The organism is Pseudomonas sp. 13B_2.1_Bac1, assembly GCF_025466155.1.
GTDB classification, from domain to species: domain Bacteria; phylum Pseudomonadota; class Gammaproteobacteria; order Pseudomonadales; family Pseudomonadaceae; genus Aquipseudomonas; species Aquipseudomonas aylmerensis.
The window spans coordinates 1-19,807 of record NZ_JANLOH010000006.1; the positions used below are offsets into that span (position 1 = coordinate 1).

19 protein-coding genes are annotated in these 19,807 nt (G+C 61.1%); all 19 read right to left on the reverse strand.

Annotation, left to right across the window (positions count from 1 at the left end; all coding sequences use genetic code 11):
* Window positions 1-33: 33 nt before the first annotated feature.
* The 19 genes from NTD80_RS01145 to NTD80_RS01235 all read right to left on the reverse strand — a co-directional run bounded on the left by NTD80_RS01145 (window position 34) and on the right by NTD80_RS01235 (window position 19,680).
* On the reverse strand, window positions 34-1,374 hold the full coding sequence (locus NTD80_RS01145; protein ID WP_262131784.1) for a flagellar hook-length control protein FliK: 1,341 nt from the start codon (window positions 1,372-1,374) through the stop codon (window positions 34-36).
* Between the two features lie 146 nt (window positions 1,375-1,520).
* On the reverse strand, window positions 1,521-1,865 hold the full coding sequence (locus NTD80_RS01150) for an Hpt domain-containing protein (RefSeq protein ID WP_065909810.1): 345 nt from the start codon (window positions 1,863-1,865) through the stop codon (window positions 1,521-1,523).
* Window positions 1,866-1,895: 30 nt separating this feature from the next.
* A complete protein-coding gene (locus NTD80_RS01155; RefSeq protein ID WP_262131786.1) occupies window positions 1,896-3,614 on the reverse strand; it encodes a fused response regulator/phosphatase in 1,719 nt (572 codons plus the stop codon).
* The gene (locus tag NTD80_RS01160) at window positions 3,611-3,916 is read right to left on the reverse strand and encodes an STAS domain-containing protein (protein WP_106803036.1); all 306 of its coding nucleotides are present in this window, start codon (window positions 3,914-3,916) and stop codon (window positions 3,611-3,613) included. The genes NTD80_RS01155 and NTD80_RS01160 overlap by 4 nt, the downstream gene beginning before the upstream one ends.
* Window positions 3,917-4,087: 171 nt before the next feature.
* Window positions 4,088-4,537 carry a flagellar export protein FliJ gene (fliJ, locus tag NTD80_RS01165; RefSeq protein ID WP_065909807.1) on the reverse strand — a complete coding sequence of 150 codons (450 nt, stop codon included), beginning with the start codon at window positions 4,535-4,537 and terminating at the stop codon, window positions 4,088-4,090.
* A 3-nt stretch (window positions 4,538-4,540) separates the two neighbouring features.
* The gene (fliI, locus tag NTD80_RS01170; protein ID WP_065909805.1) at window positions 4,541-5,899 is read right to left on the reverse strand and encodes a flagellar protein export ATPase FliI; all 1,359 of its coding nucleotides are present in this window, start codon (window positions 5,897-5,899) and stop codon (window positions 4,541-4,543) included.
* Window positions 5,889-6,653, reverse strand: a complete 765-nt coding sequence (fliH, locus tag NTD80_RS01175) for a flagellar assembly protein FliH (RefSeq protein ID WP_065909803.1) — start codon at window positions 6,651-6,653, stop codon at window positions 5,889-5,891. The genes fliI and fliH overlap by 11 nt, the downstream gene beginning before the upstream one ends.
* Before the next feature lie 10 nt (window positions 6,654-6,663).
* A complete protein-coding gene (gene fliG, locus NTD80_RS01180) occupies window positions 6,664-7,683 on the reverse strand; it encodes a flagellar motor switch protein FliG (protein ID WP_010208743.1) in 1,020 nt (339 codons plus the stop codon).
* Window positions 7,676-9,454, reverse strand: coding sequence for a flagellar basal-body MS-ring/collar protein FliF (gene fliF / locus NTD80_RS01185; protein WP_065909802.1), 1,779 nt, complete (start codon window positions 9,452-9,454; stop codon window positions 7,676-7,678). The genes fliG and fliF overlap by 8 nt, the downstream gene beginning before the upstream one ends.
* 16 nt (window positions 9,455-9,470) lie before the next feature.
* Entirely contained in the window at window positions 9,471-9,800 is a 330-nt protein-coding gene (fliE, locus tag NTD80_RS01190; RefSeq protein WP_065909800.1) for a flagellar hook-basal body complex protein FliE, read from the reverse strand.
* A gap of 132 nt (window positions 9,801-9,932) precedes the next feature.
* Complete coding sequence (locus NTD80_RS01195; protein ID WP_065909799.1) at window positions 9,933-11,309, reverse strand: sigma-54-dependent transcriptional regulator; 1,377 nt, start codon at window positions 11,307-11,309, stop codon at window positions 9,933-9,935.
* A gap of 6 nt (window positions 11,310-11,315) precedes the next feature.
* Window positions 11,316-12,527, reverse strand: coding sequence for a sensor histidine kinase (locus NTD80_RS01200; protein ID WP_106805615.1), 1,212 nt, complete (start codon window positions 12,525-12,527; stop codon window positions 11,316-11,318).
* A 110-nt stretch (window positions 12,528-12,637) separates the two neighbouring features.
* Window positions 12,638-14,113, reverse strand: a complete 1,476-nt coding sequence (locus NTD80_RS01205; RefSeq protein ID WP_065909797.1) for a sigma-54 dependent transcriptional regulator — start codon at window positions 14,111-14,113, stop codon at window positions 12,638-12,640.
* A gap of 171 nt (window positions 14,114-14,284) precedes the next feature.
* Window positions 14,285-14,581, reverse strand: coding sequence for a flagellar protein FliT (gene fliT / locus NTD80_RS01210; protein ID WP_028617332.1), 297 nt, complete (start codon window positions 14,579-14,581; stop codon window positions 14,285-14,287).
* A 41-nt stretch (window positions 14,582-14,622) separates the two neighbouring features.
* The gene (fliS, locus tag NTD80_RS01215; protein WP_262131795.1) at window positions 14,623-15,027 is read right to left on the reverse strand and encodes a flagellar export chaperone FliS; all 405 of its coding nucleotides are present in this window, start codon (window positions 15,025-15,027) and stop codon (window positions 14,623-14,625) included.
* Window positions 15,028-15,167: 140 nt separating this feature from the next.
* Window positions 15,168-16,571, reverse strand: a complete 1,404-nt coding sequence (gene fliD / locus NTD80_RS01220) for a flagellar filament capping protein FliD (RefSeq protein ID WP_262131797.1) — start codon at window positions 16,569-16,571, stop codon at window positions 15,168-15,170.
* Between the two features lie 80 nt (window positions 16,572-16,651).
* Complete coding sequence (locus NTD80_RS01225; RefSeq protein WP_262131798.1) at window positions 16,652-17,002, reverse strand: flagellar protein FlaG; 351 nt, start codon at window positions 17,000-17,002, stop codon at window positions 16,652-16,654.
* Window positions 17,003-17,076: 74 nt separating this feature from the next.
* Complete coding sequence (locus tag NTD80_RS01230) at window positions 17,077-18,486, reverse strand: flagellin (RefSeq protein WP_262131799.1); 1,410 nt, start codon at window positions 18,484-18,486, stop codon at window positions 17,077-17,079.
* Window positions 18,487-18,750: 264 nt separating this feature from the next.
* Window positions 18,751-19,680, reverse strand: a complete 930-nt coding sequence (locus NTD80_RS01235; RefSeq protein ID WP_065909788.1) for a ketoacyl-ACP synthase III — start codon at window positions 19,678-19,680, stop codon at window positions 18,751-18,753.
* Window positions 19,681-19,807 lie beyond the last annotated feature (127 nt).

Consider the following 19,807-nt stretch of genomic DNA (forward strand, 5'->3'; position numbering starts at 1 on the left):
CCAGCTCCCACATTGACCCGGTGTTGACAGGGATCAGGCGTAATAGTCGACGGCGCTGGAGCCGATCACGGTAGACGTCACCGGCGCGACGGCCTCAGCCACATCGCCGTGACTGGCATTGTCGCCGTTGTCGCCGCCGCGCCCACCCGTGCCACTCACGCCACGGGTCTGGGCCTGCTGTTGCTGCTGCTCCTGGCCACGGGACTGGTCGGACACGTTGACGTCGACCTGGCCCATGCCTTGCTGGGCGAACATCTCCCGCAGGCGGCCGGACTGGCTTTCCAGCGCTTCACGCACCACCGGGTGGGCGCTCATGAAGTTGACCTGGGCCTGCTGGTCGGCCGTCATGTTGACCTTGATGTCCAGGCGGCCGAGTTCGGCCGGCTGCAACTGGATCTCAGCCGACTTGAGGTTGGCGCTGGAGAGGTACATGACGCGGTTGACGATCTCGTCGGTCCAGCCGCTCTGGTGCATGGCCAGCGGCGCATTGGTCGTGGGCGGCAGCGCATTGGCGGTTTTCGGCGTGGCGGCCTGGGTCAGCGCGGCAAGGCGATTGGCGAAGTCATCGACGCGCGTGTCGCTGCTGGCTTCCTTGAGGTCCTTGAGGCCGCCTTCGATCAGCCCGCTGAAGGCCTTCTCGCCGCCGGAGTCAGTGCTGTCCTTGGTGGCTTGCTGGTCGACCATGTTGGCCAGGCCGGCAGCAAAGTTCTGCGCGGCCGTCGGCTGGTCCTGGGTCGGCGCCGGGGCGGTTTTTGCCGGTGCCTGGCTGCTGGCCGACACATGCCCGCCCTGCTCCATCGCCAGGCGCACGGCCGGCATCGCATCCAGTGGATCGGCCTCGGGGTCGAATGCCGGCTTGGCGTCCTCGGTGGCCGCGATCGGCGCCGCAACCACCGGCTGGGCGCTGTCGTCCTGGGCGGCAGCCGCCGGTGCCGGGGTCTGCACCGGCACCGGCACGACCACCGGCGTGACCGTGGCAATCAACGCCGGATCGACCACCGGGTCGGTCGGGGGCTGCTGCACCAGGGTCGGATCGACCGGCGCGTCGTCATCGGTGCTGGCACTGTCATCGGACTTGGCCGGCGGCGTGGCAGGCAAGGTATTGCCGCTATCGGCAACCGCTGGCGTGCTGGCGGCAGGCTTGTCGCTGCTGGCGACAGGCTTGGCAGAGTTGTCGGAAGGCTTGTCCCGTGTGGACTTGGCCGAGTTGTCGTCGGCCTTGATCGCGGGCTTGGCGCCTTGGTTGGCGAACACCTGTGCGAAGCCAGGGCCCTTGTCCCGTGGGTCCGCATCCGCAACCGGCTGCGGGGCGGCGGACGCTTGAGGCTTGGCCGCGGGGGCAGCCTGAAGGAGCGAATTAGGGGCGACTGGCATAGGTAAAGGTCTCCACTGCATGGGGATCGGGGATGCAGTATCGGGAGATAGAGCAAGAGTCGGGCCAGGTTTTACTTGGGCTTGGTTTTGTTGTGTACCTATCCGTTATTCAGGTAATGGCTGATATGGATACGTACACCCCCCAACTACACGCCAAACCGCTGCCGCTCGGACTCATACAACGGCTTCACCAACGCAAACTCATGATCAATCTGATCCACCAGCGCCCCCAGGTCCGCCGAGGACTCAACCGACTCGACCTCCAGCCGCTGGCACAACTGCGCCAGGCGCACCGCGCCGAGGTTGCCGCTGCTACCCTTGAAGCTATGGGCGATGCGCCCCAGCGCCTTGGCGTCGTCGCGGGCCTTGCGCAGGGCTTCGACGCGCTTCTGGGAATCATCGAGAAAGGTATCGAGCAGCTTGGGGTACTCGCCTTCCATGACTTCCTGCAAACCCGACAACACGTCTGGGTCCAGATGAATATCAACCACTTGCTCGCTCCTTGATCAAGAATCGGCGGATTATGCCAGAGCCCCCCAGCAAAACTCCACGCAGACACTGCGCCCGCCATCGGACCAGCGTACATCGCTGCTCAACTGGCGCACCAGGCTCAGCCCGCGGCCGGACAGACGGTCGATATCCAACGGGCGGGCCAGTACCTGTTCGACGTCGAACCCCGGCCCGCTGTCTTCCAGGCGCAAGGTCATCTTGCCGCCCGCTTCGGTGGGCACCACCTGCACGTGCACGCGCACATAACCGCTGTTCAGCTGCGCCAGGCGATCGTTGCGCTGGCGGTAATACTCGGTAAACCCCTGGGCATCGCGCTTGAGCCGCGAGTCCAGGCCCAGCACGCCGTGCTCCAGCGCGTTGGAATACAGCTCGGCCATCACGCTGTACAGCGCCCCGCTCTGCTCACGCAGGCCGTGGATCTCCAGCAACAGCTGCAGCAGGTAGGGCAACGGGTTGTAGCGCTTGAGGGTTTCGGCGCGGAACTCGAAACTCACCGACCAATCCAGCGGGCACGACTGGCCGCTGTCGGCATACAACGGCCCGGTCGCGCGCAACGACTGGCCGGGCTGCAGGGTGATTTCCACCATGCTCACGTCATCCCGCGCCTCGCCGCGAAAGGCCGCCAGCGCCTGTTCAATGTCCTCGAACAGCCGATCCGGCTCGCGATTGGCGGCGAACACTTGCTGCAAACGCTCGGCGCCAAACAATTGATCATTCGCGTCAGCGGTGTCCAGCACACCATCGGACAGCAGGAACACGCGGTCGCCCAAGGCCATGGGCCAGACTTCGGTGCGATCATCAAAAGCGTCGGCCGAAAGCACGCCCAACGGCAAATGCCGCGACTGCAGCGGCGTGCGCTTGCCACTGGCGACTTCATGCACATAGCCATCGGGCATGCCACCGTTCCACACCTCCACCACGCGGCGCTGCGTGCTCAGGCACAACAGGGTGGCGCAGCAGAACATGTCCACCGGCAGGATGCGCTTGAGCTTGGCGTTCATCTCGCGCAGGGTCTGCGCCAGGCCGTAGCCCTTGGCGGTCATGCCGTAGAACACTTCCGCCAGCGGCATCGCGCCCACCGCTGCCGGCAGGCCGTGGCCGGTGAAGTCGCCGAGCAGCACGTGCATGTCGCCGGACGGCGTGTAGGCCGCCAGCAGCAAGTCACCGTTGAACAATGCATAGGGCGATTGCAGGTAGCGAATGTTCGGCGCGGCATTGATGCAGCCGGAATGGGCGACCTTGTCGAACACGGCCTTGGCGACCCGCTGCTCATGCAATAGATAGTCGTGGTGCCTGGCGATCAGGTCGCGCTGCTGCAACACGGTGGCCTGCAACCGGCGCAGGCGGTCCATGGCGTTGATCTTCGCGGCCAGGATCAGTTGGTTGTAGGGCTTGGGCAGGAAGTCGTCACCGCCGGCATCCAGGCATTGGGCCAGCGCTTCGCTTTCGCGCAGGGAGGTGAGGAAGATAATCGGCACCAGCGCCTCGCCGGCCAGTTGCTTGATGCGGCGGGCCGCCTCAAAGCCGTCCATCACCGGCATCAGCGCATCCATCAGCACCAGCTGCGGCCGCTCGCGGGCGAACACCTCAACCGCTTGCGCGCCGTTGGTGGCGGTCAGCACCTGGTGGCCCTGACGCCGGATGATCGTCGACAGCAACAGCAGATCGGCGGCGCTGTCTTCGGCGATCAATATGCTCAGCGCTTCAGGAACCGGGGCCAGGACGCTCAAGTGAGGTCGAACAATTTGTCGAAGTTGGAAATGGCGAGGATCTTGCGCACGTCAGAATTACTGTTGATCACCTGAACCTCGGCGTTATCGCCACCGGCATGGTCACGCAGCAGCAGGAGCATGCCCAGGGCCGAGCTGTCCATATAAGTGGTGTGCTTCAAGTCCACCACATAGATCTCGGGCACTTTGTAAAACCGCTCGTAGGCATCACGAAAGGCTTGGTGGCTACCGAAATCGAACCGCCCCTTGATGGTAATCGTCAATTTCGTCCCATCCAGGGATACTTCTGACTCGACTGACATACGACTGCTTCCTTGTCATTGGCAATGTGCAACAAGGTTTAGCAGGCGAAGCGGATCTGAGCAACACAGCGAATCAAATGCGCGAGCGGGCTTGTTCACGAAAGCAGTCTGTCAGCCACCACAGATGCAAACTGACATACCGCCTTCGCGAGCAAGCCCGCTGCCACCTTTTTAGAATTGGGATTGACGCGGCAGACGCTGGGACAGTTCGTCGAGCAGCTTCTGCTCACGCTTGTCCTCGATGGCCCGCGCCTCGTCGATGTAGCGCTGCACCAGTTTGCGCAGGCCTTCGACCCGCGCAAACGCCGCTTGCCAGCTCTCGCGGGCTTTATCGAGATTGTTCTGGTGCCAGGCCAGGCTCTGGCGCTGTTGGCCGACGGCGGTTTCCAACTGGTTGAGAAAGCCCTGGTAGCCCATCAGCCACTGGCCGGAAACGCCCTTGCTGCCGCGTTCGATCCATTGCTGCTGGTACTCGCTGCGAAAACGCTCGAGGTCGCCCAGCTTGCTTTCCGCCAGACGCACCTGGCCCTGGAAATACCCCAGGCGCTGCACGGCGGTTTTCTCGGCCTTTTCGGCCATGTCCACCACCGGGGCCAGACGTGAGGAACGCGTGCTGGCCATGGCTTAGCCGCCTGGCGCCGGGGCGAAGATCGAGCCCAGGTGCGCTTCGCTTTCACCCATGCTGATCTTGTCGTTGAGGCCCTGGCGCAGGTAGGTCACCAACTGCGGTTGCAGGGCGATCGCCAGGTCGGTCTCGCGATCACCACCGGCCACATAGGCGCCGACACTGATCAGGTCGCGACTCTGCTGGTAGCGCGACCACAACTGTTTGAAATGCTGCGCGCGCGCCATGTGCTCCGGCGTGACCACGGCCGGCATCACCCGGCTGATCGACGCCTCGATGTCGATGGCCGGATAGTGCCCCTCTTCCGCCAGGCGCCGCGACAGTACGATGTGGCCGTCGAGTACACCCCGCGCCGAGTCGGCAATCGGGTCCTGCTGGTCATCGCCTTCGGACAATACGGTGTAGAACGCGGTGATCGAGCCCCCACCGGCTTCGGCATTACCGGCGCGCTCCACCAACTTGGGCAGCTTGGCAAACACCGACGGCGGATAGCCCTTGGTGGCCGGCGGCTCACCGATGGCCAGGGCGATTTCCCGCTGGGCCTGGGCAAAACGCGTGAGCGAGTCCATCAGCAACAGGACGTTCTTGCCCTTGTCGCGAAAATATTCGGCGATGCGCGTGCAATACATCGCGGCGCGCAAACGCATCAGCGGTGCATCGTCGGCCGGGGATGCGACCACCACCGAGCGCTTGAGGCCTTCTTCACCGAGGCTGTGCTCGATGAACTCCTTGACCTCACGACCCCGCTCGCCGATCAGCCCCACCACAATGATGTCGGCCTCGGTAAAGCGGGTCATCATGCCGAGCAACACCGACTTACCCACGCCGGTACCGGCGAACAGGCCCAGACGCTGGCCGCGACCGACCGTCAATAATCCGTTGATGCTGCGAATGCCCACGTCCAGCGGCACGCTGATCGGGTTGCGGTTCAGCGGGTTGATGGTCGGGCCGTCCATCGGCACCCAGTCTTCGGCCTTCATCCCGCCCTTGCCGTCCAGCGCGCGACCGGCGCCGTCGAGTACGCGGCCGAGCATGCTCATGCCCATGGGCAGGCGACCGGTATCAGCCAACGGCACCACGCGGGCACCCGGGGCGATGCCGGCCAGGCTACCGACGGGCATCAGGAAAATCTTGCTGCCGGAAAAGCCCATCACTTCGGCTTCGACCTGCACCGGGTGGTAGCTGTCGTCGTTGATCACCAGGCAGCGGCTGCCCATGGCCGCGCGCAGGCCCTCGGCCTCCAGGGTCAGGCCGACCATGCGCAACAGGCGCCCTTCGAGGATCGGTTGGCCAGCCAATTCGGTGGCTTCGGCATAGCCACCCAGGCGTTTGGCGAAGCTGGTGCGATCAAGGCGCATCAGGGGCGTCCAGGTCCACACTCAGGTCAGGCTCGGCCGGGTGCAGGGCTTGTTCGTGGAGTTGGTCGAACAGCTTGGCCATGATTTGGCTGATACGGGTTTCCACCGTCGCATCGATGCGGCTGTGCTCGGTCTCGACGCGGCAACCCCCTGGCTGCAGGGAGGCGTCCTCGACGATGCGCCAGGTTTCTTCATGGCGCTCGCGCAGGGCCTTGACCTGTTCGAAATCCTGCGGGTTGATGTACAGCCGCACATTGCCGACGCCCAGCGGCAGCAACTTGAGCGCTTCGCGCATCACGCTTTCGATGTGGCTGGAATCGAGCACCAGCTCACGCTGGATCACCTGGCGGGCGATATGCTCCACCAGGCCGACCATGGCTTTCTCGATCTGCGAATCCTGCTCGGCGATGGGGTCGAACAGGCCGCCCATCAAGCGCTCCAGGCTGGCCAGCTTGACGGCGAGCGCCGCCTCGGCCTCCTGGCGCACCTTGAGGGTGGTGCTGCGAAAACCGTCTTTTTCACCGGCGGAAAACCCTTCGTTGTAGGCCTCCTGGCGGATGCTCTCCAACTCTTCCAGGGTCAGTGGCTGGACTTCTTCCAGCGGCACTTCTTCCATTTCCGCAGGCGGCTCTTCCACCGGTTCCGGCTCGGGCTCCGGCACATGCGGATCGAAGCTGGGCAACGACCAGATGTCGAACCCGCCGACATCCCGCGCGCGAATCAGATCGCTGGGAGCCCCATCTTTGTTCGACATGAGTGGCGCCTTAAATCATTTCTTCGCCGCCCTTCCCGCCGAGAACGATTTCTCCGGCTTCGGCCATACGGCGGGCAATGGTGAGGATCTCTTTCTGCGCGGTTTCCACGTCGCTGACGCGCACCGGGCCCTTGGCCTCGAGGTCGTCGCGCAGCAGCTCGGAAGCACGCTTGGACATGTTCTTGAAGATCTTCTCCTTGACGTTCTCGTCGGAGCCCTTGAGCGCCAGCACCAGCACGTCGGAAGACACCTCGCGCAGCAGCGCCTGGATGCCACGGTCGTCGACATCGGAGAGGTTGTTGAACACGAACATGAGGTCTTCGATCTGGCCGGACAGGGTGTCGTCGATCTCGCGGATCGAGTCCATCAACTGGCCTTCGACCGAGCTGTCGAGGAAGTTCATGATGTCGGCCGCGCGCTTGATACCGCCCAGGGTGGTCCGCGAGGCATTCGAGTTGCCCGAGAACTGCTTCTCGAGAATCGTGTTGAGTTCTTTCAGGGCCGCCGGCTGCACAGTGTTCAGCGACGACACGCGCAGGATGATGTCCAGGCGCACTTTATGGTCGAAGTGGCCAAGCACTTCACCGGCCTGGTCCGGGTCGAGGTACGCCACGACGATAGCCTGGATCTGCGGGTGCTCGTAGCGGATCACGTCGGCGACGGCGCGCGGCTCCATCCATTTGAGGCTGTCGAGGCCGCTGGTGTTGCCACCCAGCAGGATGCGGTCGATCAGGCCGTTGGCCTTGTCTTCGCCCAGGGCCGAGGTGAGCATCTTGCGGATGTAGCTGTCGGAGCCGACGCCCAGGCTGGTCTGGTCGCCGACGATCTCGACGAACTCACTCATCACCTGCTCGACCTGCTCACGGTGCACATTGCGCATCTGCGCCATGGCCACGCCAACCCGCTGGACTTCTTTAGGGCCCATGTGGCGCAGCACTTGGGCGGCGTCGGTTTCACCCAGCGACAGCAGCAATACAGCGGCTTTGTCGACCTTGGTGAGCTTGGCAACAGCGGCTCGATTATCACTCATCTGCGTTGATCCACTCTTTCACGACCTGGGCCACACGGCCCGGGTCTTCTGCCACCAGACTCTTGATTGCATTCAGCTGAGCGTCATAGCCTTCGCTCGGGCTTGGCAACAGGATGCTTTGCGGGCCGCCGAGGCTGACGCGGTCGTTGGCCAGTTCGCCATCCAGGCCGCCCATGCCACCCAACTCGACGTCGCTGCCACCGAAGGCCGCGAGTTGTTTCTTGCCGTTGCCGGTGATGTTGTTGAGCACCGGGCGCAGCACGCCGAACACCAGCACCAGGATGAACAACACACCCAGCACTTGCTTGACGATGTCCCAGAACCACGGCTGCGTGTAGAACGCCGGGTCGGCGATCACTTCGCCACGCTCGGCGGAGAACGGCATGTTGATCACACTGACGCTGTCGCCACGGCTGGCGTCAAAACCGACGGCGTCCTGCACCAGGCGAGTGAAGCGCGCCAATTCGTCGGCGCTCCAGGGCGCACGGGTGACCGCACCGTCAGCCGGGTTGACCTTGACCTGGTCATCGACCACCACCGACACCGACAGGCGATTGACACGGCCCTGTTGTTGCTTGGTGTGGCTGATGGAACGGTCGAGTTCGAAGTTCTTGGTGGACTGGTTACGCTTGTCCGCCGGGTACGGGGCGAGCATCGGCTGGCCGGTGGCCGGGTCCATGATCTGCTGGCCGTTGGCGTCCAGCAGCGGCTGGCCAGGTTGCACTGCACCAGCAGTCGCGGCAGCGCCACCGGTGGTTTGCGGCGCGGTGGCCGGTGCCGGTGGCTGGTTGCTCAGGGCACCCGGCACACCTTGCGGGCCATTGCTGGCGGTGCGTTGTTCGCTGGTCGACTGCTCGCTGCGCAAGGCCGGCTGGTCGGGGTTGAACTGCTCGGAGGTCGATTCGACGGCGCTGAAGTCCACATCGGCAGACACTTCAGCCTTGTAGCGGTCGTTGCCCAGCACCGGTTGCAGGATGTTATGCACACGCTGGGTGAGCATGCTTTCCATGCGGCGGCTGTAGTCGAACTGCTTGCCGGCCTGGGTCAGCGCGGAGTTTTCAGCCTGGTCGGACAGCAGGTTGCCCTTCTGGTCGACCACGGTGATTTGCGACTTGCTCAATTCGGGAACGCTGGTGGCCACCAGGTTGATGATTGCCAGGACCTGGCCAGGCTCCAGGGAGCGGCCGGAAAACAGTTCGACCAATACCGAGGCGCTTGGCTTGCGCTCATCGCGCACGAACACCGAGCTTTTCGGAATAGCCAGGTGCACGCGGGCGCCCTTGACGTTGTTGAGGCTGGAGATGGTGCGGGCGAGTTCGCCTTCGAGGCCACGACGATAGCGAGTGGCTTCCATGAACTGGCTGGTCCCCAGGCCCTGGTCCTTGTCGAGGATTTCAAAACCGATGTTGCTGTCGGACGGGGTCACGCCAGCCGCCGCGAGTTTCATCCGCGCCCGGGCCACGTCGTCGGCCTTGACCAGCAGAGCGCCGGAGTTGGGCTCTACAGTGTAGGAAATGTCGGCAGCCGACAGGGTTTCCATGATCTGCTTGGAATCCATGCCCGCCAGGCTGCCGTACAGCGGCCGGTAATCGGGTTGCTGCGACCACAACACCACGGCAAAACCAATCGCCACGCTGGCAGCCAGGCCGACCATCAGGCCCACCTGACGCAACATGGTCATTTCCGAGAGGTTTTCCAGGAACGACAGGCCAAACAGCGGCGGCTTGCCGTCTGCCTTGGCGGGTACGTTGTCCACGACTGCTTCTGCCATGACTTAAATCTCGTCCTTAAACCGGCATCTGCATGATGTCTTGGTAGGCTTGAACCAGCTTGTTACGCACTTGGGTCAGGGCCTGGAACGAGACGCTGGCCTTTTGCGAGGCGACCATCACATCGGTGAGGTCCACGCCGCTTTTGCCGATCTCGAACGCATTGGCCAACTGGTTGGAGGCTTGCTGGGTATCACTGACTTTGTTGATAGCTTTGCCGAGCATGTCGGCGAAGCTGCTTTGGCCCAATTCCGGCGCTGGCGCGACGGATTTCGGTTGAGCCATGGCATCCATTTGCATGGAGCGCATATCCAACATCAACCGATTGAACTCAATACCCTGGCTCATGACCTTCTCTCTCCCGACAACCCGCAAATTTTTGACACTACGCAGCAATTACTAGGGGAGGTAGCAACAAGGGTGCCAGCTCTGTAGCAACTCGTAAGAAAAGGCGACAAAGCTTGTCCGCCTTGTTACCGATCAGGTGGCGAAAAGATAAGCCTCGACATCCATCCCGGCGTCGCGCATCTGTGCCAGCTTGTAGCGCAGCGTGCGTGGGCTGATCCCCAGGCGTTCGGCGGCTTCCTTGCGGCGGCCGCGCTCGGCGCGCAGGGTGTCGATGATCATCTGGAATTCGCGGCGACGCAGGTCGTCGCCCAGGGCCCCGGCGGTCTCGGTTTCGGCGACCACCGGCACCGGCGCCAGGGTCGGGAGCGGCGCTGCGCCACTGCCCATGGCCAGGCAGAAATCCTGGGGCTGGATCAAGCCGCCCTGCTGCAAAATCAGCGCGCGCTGGATAGCGTTGTCCAATTCGCGCACGTTGCCCGGCCATGGATAGCCGATCAGGCACGCCTGGGCCTCGGCCGAGAGCCGCGCCTGGGCATGCTTCATTTTTTTGACGTGGTTGTTCAGCAGGCGCTCGGCCAGTGGAATGATATCCGCCGGGCGTTCGCGCAACGGACGCCAGGCCAGCGGAAACACCGAGAGGCGGTAGAACAGATCCTCACGGAAGCGCCCCGCCGCCACTTCACCGGCAAGGTCTCGGTTGGTGGTGGCTACCACGCGAATATCCAGCTGGATCGGCTTGCGCGCGCCCACACGTTCCACTTCACGCTCCTGCAACACCCGCAGCAGCTTGGCCTGCAGGCCCAGGGGCATCTCCGAGATCTCATCGAGCAAGATGGTGCCGCCGTCCGCCTGTTCGAACTTGCCCGCCTGGGCCGCGATGGCGCCGGTAAAGGAGCCCTTTTCGTGGCCGAACAGCGTGGCTTCGAGCATGTTGTCGGGGATCGCCGCGCAGTTGATGGCGATGAACGGTTGTTTGGCGCGAGTCGATTGCTGGTGGATATAGCGCGCCAGCACCTCTTTACCGGTACCGGACTCGCCGGAAATCAACACAGTCGAATCGCTGCGCGCCACGCGGGCCGCCAGTTCCAGCAACTGCGCGCTGGCCGGTTCGAAGGCAATCGGGCCCTCGCTGTCACTGGCCGTGATCACGCCCAGGGCATGCCGCGCCACCAGTTCGATCAGGGCCTTGGGCTCGAAAGGCTTGACCAGGTAATCCGCCGCGCCCTGGCGCATTGCGTCCACCGCGCGCTCAACGGCGCCATGGGCGGTCATCAGCAACACCGGCAGTTGCGGCTGGCGCGCACGCAGCAGGCCGAGCAACTGGTGGCCGTCCATGCCGGGCATGTTCACGTCGCTGACCACCAGGCTGAAGGTTTCCTGCTCGACCGCCTCCAAGGCGTCCTCGGCAGAACCGACCGCCCGGTAGTCATGGCCCGCCAGCAACAGCGTGTCAGCCAATGCTTCACGCAGGGCGCGATCGTCTTCCACCAACAGAACCTTGATAGCCATTACTTTTTACTCCGCGCCTGCCGCGCATGAAAACAGCGGCAAGGTCATCAATGCACAGGTGCCACGCCCGACCCGGGAGTGCAGTTGCAATTCTCCCTGATGGGCACGTGCCACCGCCTTGACCACGGTCAGGCCGAGGCCGGTACCGTTGGTCTTGGTGGTAAAAAACGGCTCGCCCAGGCGCTGCAATACGACCGGGTCGATACCGCTGCCGCTGTCACTGATGCACAGGCGCAGGGTTTGCTCGCGGCTGTACAGGTGCACCTTGAGGCGCGCGCCGGGGCCGCTGGCCTGGGTGGCGTTTTCGATCAGGTTGAGCAGCGAGCCGACCAGGGTGTCGCGGTTGCACAGCAGCTCACCGAGATGACTGTCGCACTGCCAGCGCACCTGGACGTCTTGAATATGCGTCGCGGCTGCAGCCTGCAGGGCCTGCATCAGCGCGGCCGGAGTGATGCGGTCAGTCAGCGGCAATTCGCCACGGGCAAACACCAGCATGTCGCGCACCTGGTGCTCCAACTCGTGCAAGCGCTCCTTGAGGCGCCCGGCAAATCGCTGGTGGGTGGCAGCGGGCAATTGCTCATCAGTCAAATGACTGGCGTAGATCAACGCCGCCGACAGGGGCGTGCGGATCTGATGCGCCAAAGAAGCGACCATCCGCCCCAGCGACGACAAACGCTCGTGGCGCGCCAGCTGGTCTTGCAGGTGACGGGTTTCAGTCAGGTCGTTGAGCAGCACCAGCTGGCCCGGCTCCGCATCCAGGGAACGGGTAGCGATGGATAAGCGGCGCCCGTCCTTCAGGGAGATTTCGTGGCCGTCGTCTTCGCGCGGCGCAAAGCAGCGCGTGATGACATGGCGCCACAGCTCACCTTCCAGGGGCAGGCCGAGCATGTCGCAGGCCGCCGGGTTGGCTTCGCGCACTCGGCCCTGATCGTCAATCACGATCACGCCGCCCGGCAACAGCGACAGCAGGTTTTGCAGACGGTTGGCCAGGCGCTCTTTCTCGGCCAGCTCTTCCATGCGCTGGGCACTGACCACCGCCAGCTCGCCTTTAAGCTCGGAGACCCGGGCTTCCAGCAGGCTGTAGGAGTCAGTCAATTGGCTCGACATCTGGTTGAACAGCGAAAAGGCCTGCTCCAGGCCATTGCGGCTGAGTTCTTCTACAGACGGGGCAGGCCCCTGCAGGACAGGGACCGAAGATAGTTGGGCGGCGTGGGGCATCATGCTCTCTCGCTTGGCTGACCGTCAGTTAAACGGAACGTTGCGAGGGCTGTAGCAATAGTTGTGCCGAAAAAAAACCGCTGAAATTTCAGCGGTTTGGAAAACAGGCGTCAATCATCCGCCTGTTCATCACCTTCTTTGCGGCTCATGCCGTACTTGCGCATCTTCTCAACCAGGGTGGTTCGGCGGATGCGCAGGCGCTCGGCAGCCCGCGCGACGATGCCATTGGCGTCATCCAACGCCTGCTGGATCAGCCCCTGTTCGAGGTTGCCGAGGTAGTCCTTGAGATCAAGGCCTTCGGGCGGCAGCATGGCGGTAGAGCCGAAGTCCGGGGTGTGGCCGTTGATGGCGACCCGCTCTTCCATATCACTGCGCAGGCTGTCGACCAGTTGCTCGTCTTCATCGTCGACGTAGCGGAATTTCTTCGGCAACTCGACCACGCCGATCACGCCGTAGGGGTGCATGATCGCCATGCGCTCCACCAGGTTGGCCAGCTCGCGAACGTTACCCGGCCAGCCGTGGCGGCACAGGGACATGATCGCCGCCGAGTTGAAACGGATCGAGCCGCGCTTTTCGTGCTCCATGCGCGAGATCAGTTCGTTCATCAGCAGCGGGATGTCTTCCACGCGTTCGCGCAGCGGGGCCATCTCGATCGGGAATACGTTGAGGCGGTAGTACAGGTCTTCGCGGAAGCTGCCCACCTCGATCATGCTCTCGAGGTTCTTGTGGGTGGCCGCGATGATGCGCACGTCGACGCTTTGGGTCTTGTTGCTGCCCACACGTTCGAAGGTGCGTTCCTGCAGCACGCGCAGCAGCTTGACCTGCATCGGCAGCGGCATGTCGCCGATTTCGTCGAGGAACAGCGTGCCGCCGTTGGCCAGTTCGAAACGCCCGGCACGGCTGGTGATCGCCCCGGTAAAGGCGCCCTTCTCATGGCCGAACAATTCGCTTTCCAGCAGCTCGGCCGGAATCGCCCCGCAGTTGACCGGCACAAAAGGCCCGTCGCGGCGCTTGGAGTGATAGTGCAGGTTGCGTGCGACCACTTCCTTGCCGGTGCCCGACTCGCCGAGGATCAGCACGCTGGCGTCGGTGTCAGCCACTTGCTGCATCATCTGGCGCACGTGCTGGATCGCACGACTGGTGCCGACGAGGCTGCGGAACAGGTTGGGTTCGCGGTGGCGACCGCGCTCGCGTGCCTGGTCATACATCTCGCGATAGACCTGGGCACGGTGCAGGGAGTCGAGCAATTTGCTGTAGCTGGGCGGCATTTCCAGGGTGGACAGCACGCGGCGGCGCTGGTCTTCAGGCAGGTCGATAGAAGAAATATCGCCCATCAGCAACACCGGAAGGAACTCATCCCAGGTTGACAGTGTCTTTAACAAGCCCAAAACAGCGCCAGGAGCGTTCACCGTCCCGATCAGCACACAAATGACTTCACGGCTCGATGACAATGAGCTGACCGCCTGCTGCCAATCATGGCTGCCGCAGGGCAAATTTTCTTCGCCAAGAAAATTCAAAATCACCGCTAAATCGCGGCGGCGGACGCTATCGTCATCAATCAGCAGAATTTTGGTTTCACGCCACATGCAATAGCAACTTCCCTAGTAAAACGCTCTGCCCCAAGAGTGAGGGCAATCGAGACGCCTGTAAGACTTCATGCCTTACTAGACGTCTGAAATCTGAAAACAGCACTAGTTAAGTCAAAAATGCTGGCACAGTCAAATATATGACGCGCCGTTCGGATTAACTGAGCTCATTCAGCCGAACAGATGGTAAACCTTTGACGCATTTTTCGCTTGGTTGATCTGCGACATCTCTTCGAAAATCGCCTGCCGCTCGCCCGTCGTCACCTCAAGCAATTGCTGGTAAACCGCGAGCAGGCTCTCAAGCTTCTCACGCAACGCATCCTCGTCGACCGGCGCCTCACTGAGCACCTGCTCGATCACGTCGCGACACCCCATGTCGAGCTCGCCAATCGCGTCCCAATTACGGTCCGCCAGCGCGCCCATCAGCGCCTCACGGGTTTCATCAATGCGTTGCAGTGCTTGGCTCATCACATAGTCCTCAAGGCCCTCAGGCCCTTCTCTGCTGCGCCTTACTCGGTTACAGCCTGTGGCGCGGCGATGGCATCCCAGCCTTCTTTCACGGTAATCAACAAACGCGCCACTTCGTCGATCATGTCGGCGTCGTTATGCAGGTTCGCCTCCATCAGGCGGTTGGTCATGTACGCATACAGACTTTCCAACTGCTGGACGTGAGCCGGGTTATTACTCTTTTCTGCATCCAGGCCATCACGCAGCCCGATCACGATATCGATAGCCTTGCCAAGCATCAGGCCCTTCTGCGCGATGTCACCACGCGCCAGCGCACCTTTGGCCTGGGCCATGCGGTCCAGCCCGCCTTCCATCAGCATCTGCACCAGGCGATGAGGGCTGGCTTCGGAGATCTGAGCATGGGAATTGACCTTCTGGTATTGGCGAAGGGCTCTCATGGGATTCATGTTTCTACCTCGTGACAGGCGACAGCGAAAAGGGTTTCAGTAACCAATATGTCGACGGGTTCGCAAAAAGCTTTAGCGCCAGTCGTCTCTCGATAAAAAAAGGCCAGGCAGGTTGCCTGGCCTTTTTTTATTCGCAGCGATCAACTATTGGTCTTTGGGTTGTTCAGCGCATTGAGCGTGGTCATCACACTGGTGCTTTGCTGGCGCAACTGGGCAACCAGGGTGTCCATGGCGTTGTACTTGTCCGAAAGGCTCTTGGTCAGCACGTCCATGCGCTCGTCCAGGGAGGACTGTTGCTTGGTCAGGTCCTTGAGCGTGTCGGACAACGAGGTGGAGCGCGTTGCCAGGATGCCGGTGGTGGACTTGGCGTAGTCGTCGGTGGCGCTTTTCATGCGCGCCAGCATGCCGCTTGGGCCGGTGAACATGCTGTTGATATCGGCGGCGTTGGTTTTTACCGCGGCGTCCCACTTTTTGTCGTCGATGCTCAGCAGGCTGGTGCTCGAGTTGGTGACGACACCGAATTGAGCCAGGGACTTGAACTGACCAGTGCCCGACAGCGCGTTGAACTCATTACGGATGGCCGCCTGGAGCGAGCGCATGGTGGAGTCGCCCGTCAGGGTCGCCCCCGTGGTGCTGCCATCGAGGTTGGTGGTGACCTTGGTTTCGGCGTTCATGGCGGTGATCAGGGCGTTGTAGGTGTCGACGAAACCCTTGACCCCAGACTTGAGCGCGGCGTTGTTGGTGCTGACGGTGATGAGGGTCGCGTTTCGATCAGGGTTTTCACTGTCATCCCCCGGAGTCTTGAGCGCCGAAACCGATACCAACTTGATATTCACGCCACTCAACGCGCCTTCGATGTTGTTGGTTTTGGAAACCGAAGCAACGCCGTCAATGCTGTACAACGCATCCTTGGGTTCATCAACAACAGTCGAGCCGACATCCAGGCCCGAATTACCCGACAGCTTCAGGTCCGAACCGGTGCCCATGGTGGTCGAGGTCAGGATCAACCGCGAGCCGTTGGAGTCGGTCTGGATGTTCGCACTGAGCCCCGAGGTGCCGAACTGGGTGTTGATCGAGTCACGCACCTGCTGCAACGTCGCGCCAACAGGAATACTGACGTCGTAGTTCTTGCCGGACTGGCTGATAGTCAATGTCGTCGGCTTGTCAGTGGTATTCACCACCGTCGAGGTACCGCCCTTGAAATTCTGGGTCGACAGCTTCGAGGCCTGGGCAAGCTGACTGACAATCAACCGAAAGCTGCCGTTGGAGGCCGTGTTGCTCGCCGTCATTGTCGCAACTTTTTCATCCGAGGATGAACCGGTCAAACCCGTGAAGCCGGAGCTCGCGGCCATAGTGTCCAGCGCACCACGAAACGCATCCAGCGCTGCCTGAATCTTGCCGATCGAAGACAGCGTGGTGGTCGCCTTCTGGGACGCGGTATTGATCTGCGTCTGCTTGGGCACCTTTTCGGCATTGACCAAGGATGTCACGATCGCTTGCGTATCGATGTTCGAACCGATACCACTTACCGTTGAACCCGCCATCATCTATCTCCTGTTCGGTGGCTGCCGTTATCTTGACTTATTACGCCTCAAGACAACTCAGCAACAAGTTTCATGCCAGCTCAAGCCTTGTCGTCAAACAACACGTGGCTTGCGCTGGAGAGGCTCTGTGCCAGTTTCAATGCCGTTTCCGACGGAATCTGGCGAATCACTTCACCATTGTCGGTATTGATGACCTTGACCACCACACGGTGAGTCGTGTCATCAATGGAAAAATCCAGGCTGCGCTGGGCAGCTTGTACGAATTCGCGAATATCGGTTACCGCTTTTTCCAGGTCCGCACGCTCAGGCTGTTTGCCGATGGCGGGGACTTCCTGGACTTGGGTGGTGCTTTTGTCGGCTGCCACTTGAACAGGCGCGCTCTGAGGTGCAACCGGCGGATAAGACTGGTTCAGCTTTACACTCATGTCCATGTCCAATCTCCTCTAAACCGAAAAAACGGAAGGGCACGTAGACGCGCCCTTCCGTTAGTTACCAAGCGCTGGGATTACTGAAGCAGCTTCAGTACAGCGGATGGCAGCTGGTTAGCCTGCGACAGGATCGCGGTAGAAGCCGATTGCAGGGTTTGTTGCTTGGTCAGTTCGGCGGTTTCAGCAGCGAAGTCGACATCCTGAACGGTGGAACGCGCAGCAGTGGAGTTTTTCTGAATGTTCTGCAGGTTGTCTACAGTGGTGGTCAAGCGGTTCTGGGTAGCACCCAAGCCCGAACGCACGCCGTCGATGGTACCGATCGCTTTGTCAATTACAGCAAGTGCGTTTTGAGCGTTGTCGGAACTAGTAACGCTAGTTTGGGCAATGCTGGTTTTTTCGGATGCAGTATTAGTACCGAAGATATCGGCAACACCAGTGCCTGTACCAGTCAACGAGTAGCTGCTGGCCGAGTCAAGACTGACCGCACCGGTAGCGACCAAGGTGCTAGTAACTGCAACACCAGTGCCAAATTTGCCCGTACCATCTTTAGTCGCTACCAGAACGGAACCAGCATCAGTTGCCGCGGTGAAAGCCAGGTTTTCACCCGAGTCTGATTTAACAGTCAACTCATCTTTGGTCTGGTCGTAGCTAACGCTAATGCCCAGCTTGGCAGCATTTGACTTCAATTGATCAGCCAAGTTGGCATTACTGGTAACACCTACGAATTGAACGTCCTGACCACCGACAGTAAGGGTGAACGATGCCGGTGCCGCTTTGGCAGCTGCTGCATCGACGGTGAATTTCGCTTCGGTGCTGGCAGTAGCGCTCAAACCACCGATCAAACCATTCAGGCCTTTGGCGATATCTTTTGCCGAGGCGCCTTGTTTGATGTCTACGCCTTCCGACTGACCATTACCAGTAACGGTAATTTTGGTGTCGGCCTGCACGTTAATCGCCCCCGACTTGATCTGCTGCGAGCCGATGTTATTCGCCGCGACGTTGTCCAAGCTCAGGTTAATGGTTTCGTTAGCATTGGCGCCAACCTGAATTGCTTTGGTACCGTACGAACCGTCCAGCAGCTTCTGGCCACCGAAGGTAGTGGTCTGCGAGATACGGGTCAGTTCCGAAGTCAGAGCCTGGTATTCGTCATTGTTCGACTTACGGTCGTCAGCACTGAGGGAGCCAGTAGCGGAGGACAGAGCCAGGGTACGCATTTTCTGCAGGATGTCGGTCGAAGCCTGCATTGCGCCTTCAGCAGTCTGAGCGATGGAAATACCATCGTTGGCGTTTTTGACAGCTTGGCCCAGGCCGTTAATCTGGCTGGTCAGGCGATTGGAGATCTGCAGGCCGGCAGCGTCGTCTTTAGCGCTGTTGATACGCAGGCCGGAAGACAGGCGCTGCATGGAAGTGGCCAGGGCGCCGCCAGCTTTGTTCAGGTTGCCCTGAGTAGTGATCGAAGCAATGTTGGTGTTTACTGTTAAAGCCATGACGAAATCCTCGTTGGATGGATACTGCGGCTTCCGGCCCTGGCAACCGCCGGGTGTGGCCTGAGAACCTACGTAATAGTTATCGTCGTGGTAGCCGGTTGCTTGAGGATTTTTTTGATTTTTTTTACTGGCGCCGTGCCACCCCTTGCAATTCAAGGGTTTACGCCTGCGCAAAACCCAACAAACATTGGCTTTTCTGGCGCCAAATAAAAAACGCCGATGATCTTTCGATCATCGGCGTTTTTGTTTGTCGCTATTAAAGCGTCACGGGCGATAGAGAATCGCCGAACCCCACGACAGGCCAACCCCGAAACCGCTGATGGCCACGCGCTTCCAGGTGGCGTCCATCACGTGCTTTTCCAACAGCAGCGGAATGCTCGACGACACGGTGTTGCCGGTCTCGACCATGTCCTTGATGAACTTGTCCACCGGCGCATCTTCGAAACGACGCGCCACGGCGTCGACAATCGCCGCACTGCCCTGGTGAATACAGAATGCATCGATGTCATCGGCCTTGAGCTGCGACTCATCGAGCAGCTCGTGCAAATGCGCCGGCACCTTGAGCAAGGCGAAGTTGAATACCTGGCGACCATTCATGAAGAACACGCCATCGCTGACCTTCAGGTGCGGCGCGCCGGAACCGTCGGTGCCGAACTTGGACTTGCCGAGCAACCACGGCGCGTCTTCGCCCATCCAGGTAGCGGTGGCGGCATCACCGAACAGCATGGTGGTGTTGCGGTCTTCCGGGTCGACGATCTTCGAATACGGGTCGGCGGTGATCAGCAGGCCGTTTTTCAGGCCGGCGGCTTCCATGAAGCCCTTCATCGCGTAGATGCCGTAGACATAGCCGGAGCAGCCCAGGGAGATATCAAAGGCGGCGACGTGAGTCGGCAGGCCCAGTTTGTCCTGGACGATGGCGGCAGTGTGGGGCAGGCCCTCTTCGTCGCCGTTCTGGGTGACGACGATCAGCGCGTCGATGGACTCGCGCTTCAAATCCGGGTTGTTGGCAAACAAAGCGTTGACCGCCTCGACACACAGGTCAGAGGTTTCCTGCGCCGCTTCCTTGCGCGGCAGGAAGGCCGAGCCGATCTTGCCAATGATGAACTCTTCATCCTTGGCGAATTTGGCACCCTGGGCGTAGTTATCGATCCCGTCTGCCGGCACGTAACTGGCGATGCTTTTTATGCCAATCATTGTGGCTTCCCAATACTAAATAGCTGGAGAACACCCCCGGACCACGCCTGGGGTGCTGACAATAAAGGGGATAACCCCATAAAAAATCTCGCTGAAAGCCGCCCCGCACGGACCCTGTGACGACTTA

Bases quoted from the DNA above. Each gene is read 5' to 3' on its own strand.
- NTD80_RS01145 (WP_262131784.1), bottom strand. From the start codon at position 1,374: ATGCCAGTCGCCCCTAATTCGCTCCTTCAGGCTGCCCCCGCGGCCAAG.
- NTD80_RS01160 (WP_106803036.1), bottom strand. From the start codon at position 3,916: ATGTCAGTCGAGTCAGAAGTATCCCTGGATGGGACGAAATTGACGATT.
- fliJ (WP_065909807.1), bottom strand. From the start codon at position 4,537: ATGGCCAGCACGCGTTCCTCACGTCTGGCCCCGGTGGTGGACATGGCC.
- fliI (WP_065909805.1), bottom strand. From the start codon at position 5,899: ATGCGCCTTGATCGCACCAGCTTCGCCAAACGCCTGGGTGGCTATGCC.
- fliH (WP_065909803.1), bottom strand. From the start codon at position 6,653: ATGTCGAACAAAGATGGGGCTCCCAGCGATCTGATTCGCGCGCGGGAT.
- fliG (WP_010208743.1), bottom strand. From the start codon at position 7,683: ATGAGTGATAATCGAGCCGCTGTTGCCAAGCTCACCAAGGTCGACAAA.
- fliF (WP_065909802.1), bottom strand. From the start codon at position 9,454: ATGGCAGAAGCAGTCGTGGACAACGTACCCGCCAAGGCAGACGGCAAG.
- fliE (WP_065909800.1), bottom strand. From the start codon at position 9,800: ATGAGCCAGGGTATTGAGTTCAATCGGTTGATGTTGGATATGCGCTCC.
- NTD80_RS01195 (WP_065909799.1), bottom strand. From the start codon at position 11,309: ATGGCTATCAAGGTTCTGTTGGTGGAAGACGATCGCGCCCTGCGTGAA.
- NTD80_RS01200 (WP_106805615.1), bottom strand. From the start codon at position 12,527: ATGCCCCACGCCGCCCAACTATCTTCGGTCCCTGTCCTGCAGGGGCCT.
- NTD80_RS01205 (WP_065909797.1), bottom strand. From the start codon at position 14,113: ATGTGGCGTGAAACCAAAATTCTGCTGATTGATGACGATAGCGTCCGC.
- fliT (WP_028617332.1), bottom strand. From the start codon at position 14,581: ATGAGCCAAGCACTGCAACGCATTGATGAAACCCGTGAGGCGCTGATG.
- fliS (WP_262131795.1), bottom strand. From the start codon at position 15,027: ATGAATCCCATGAGAGCCCTTCGCCAATACCAGAAGGTCAATTCCCAT.
- fliD (WP_262131797.1), bottom strand. From the start codon at position 16,571: ATGGCGGGTTCAACGGTAAGTGGTATCGGTTCGAACATCGATACGCAA.
- NTD80_RS01225 (WP_262131798.1), bottom strand. From the start codon at position 17,002: ATGGACATGAGTGTAAAGCTGAACCAGTCTTATCCGCCGGTTGCACCT.
- NTD80_RS01230 (WP_262131799.1), bottom strand. From the start codon at position 18,486: ATGGCTTTAACAGTAAACACCAACATTGCTTCGATCACTACTCAGGGC.
- NTD80_RS01235 (WP_065909788.1), bottom strand. From the start codon at position 19,680: ATGATTGGCATAAAAAGCATCGCCAGTTACGTGCCGGCAGACGGGATC.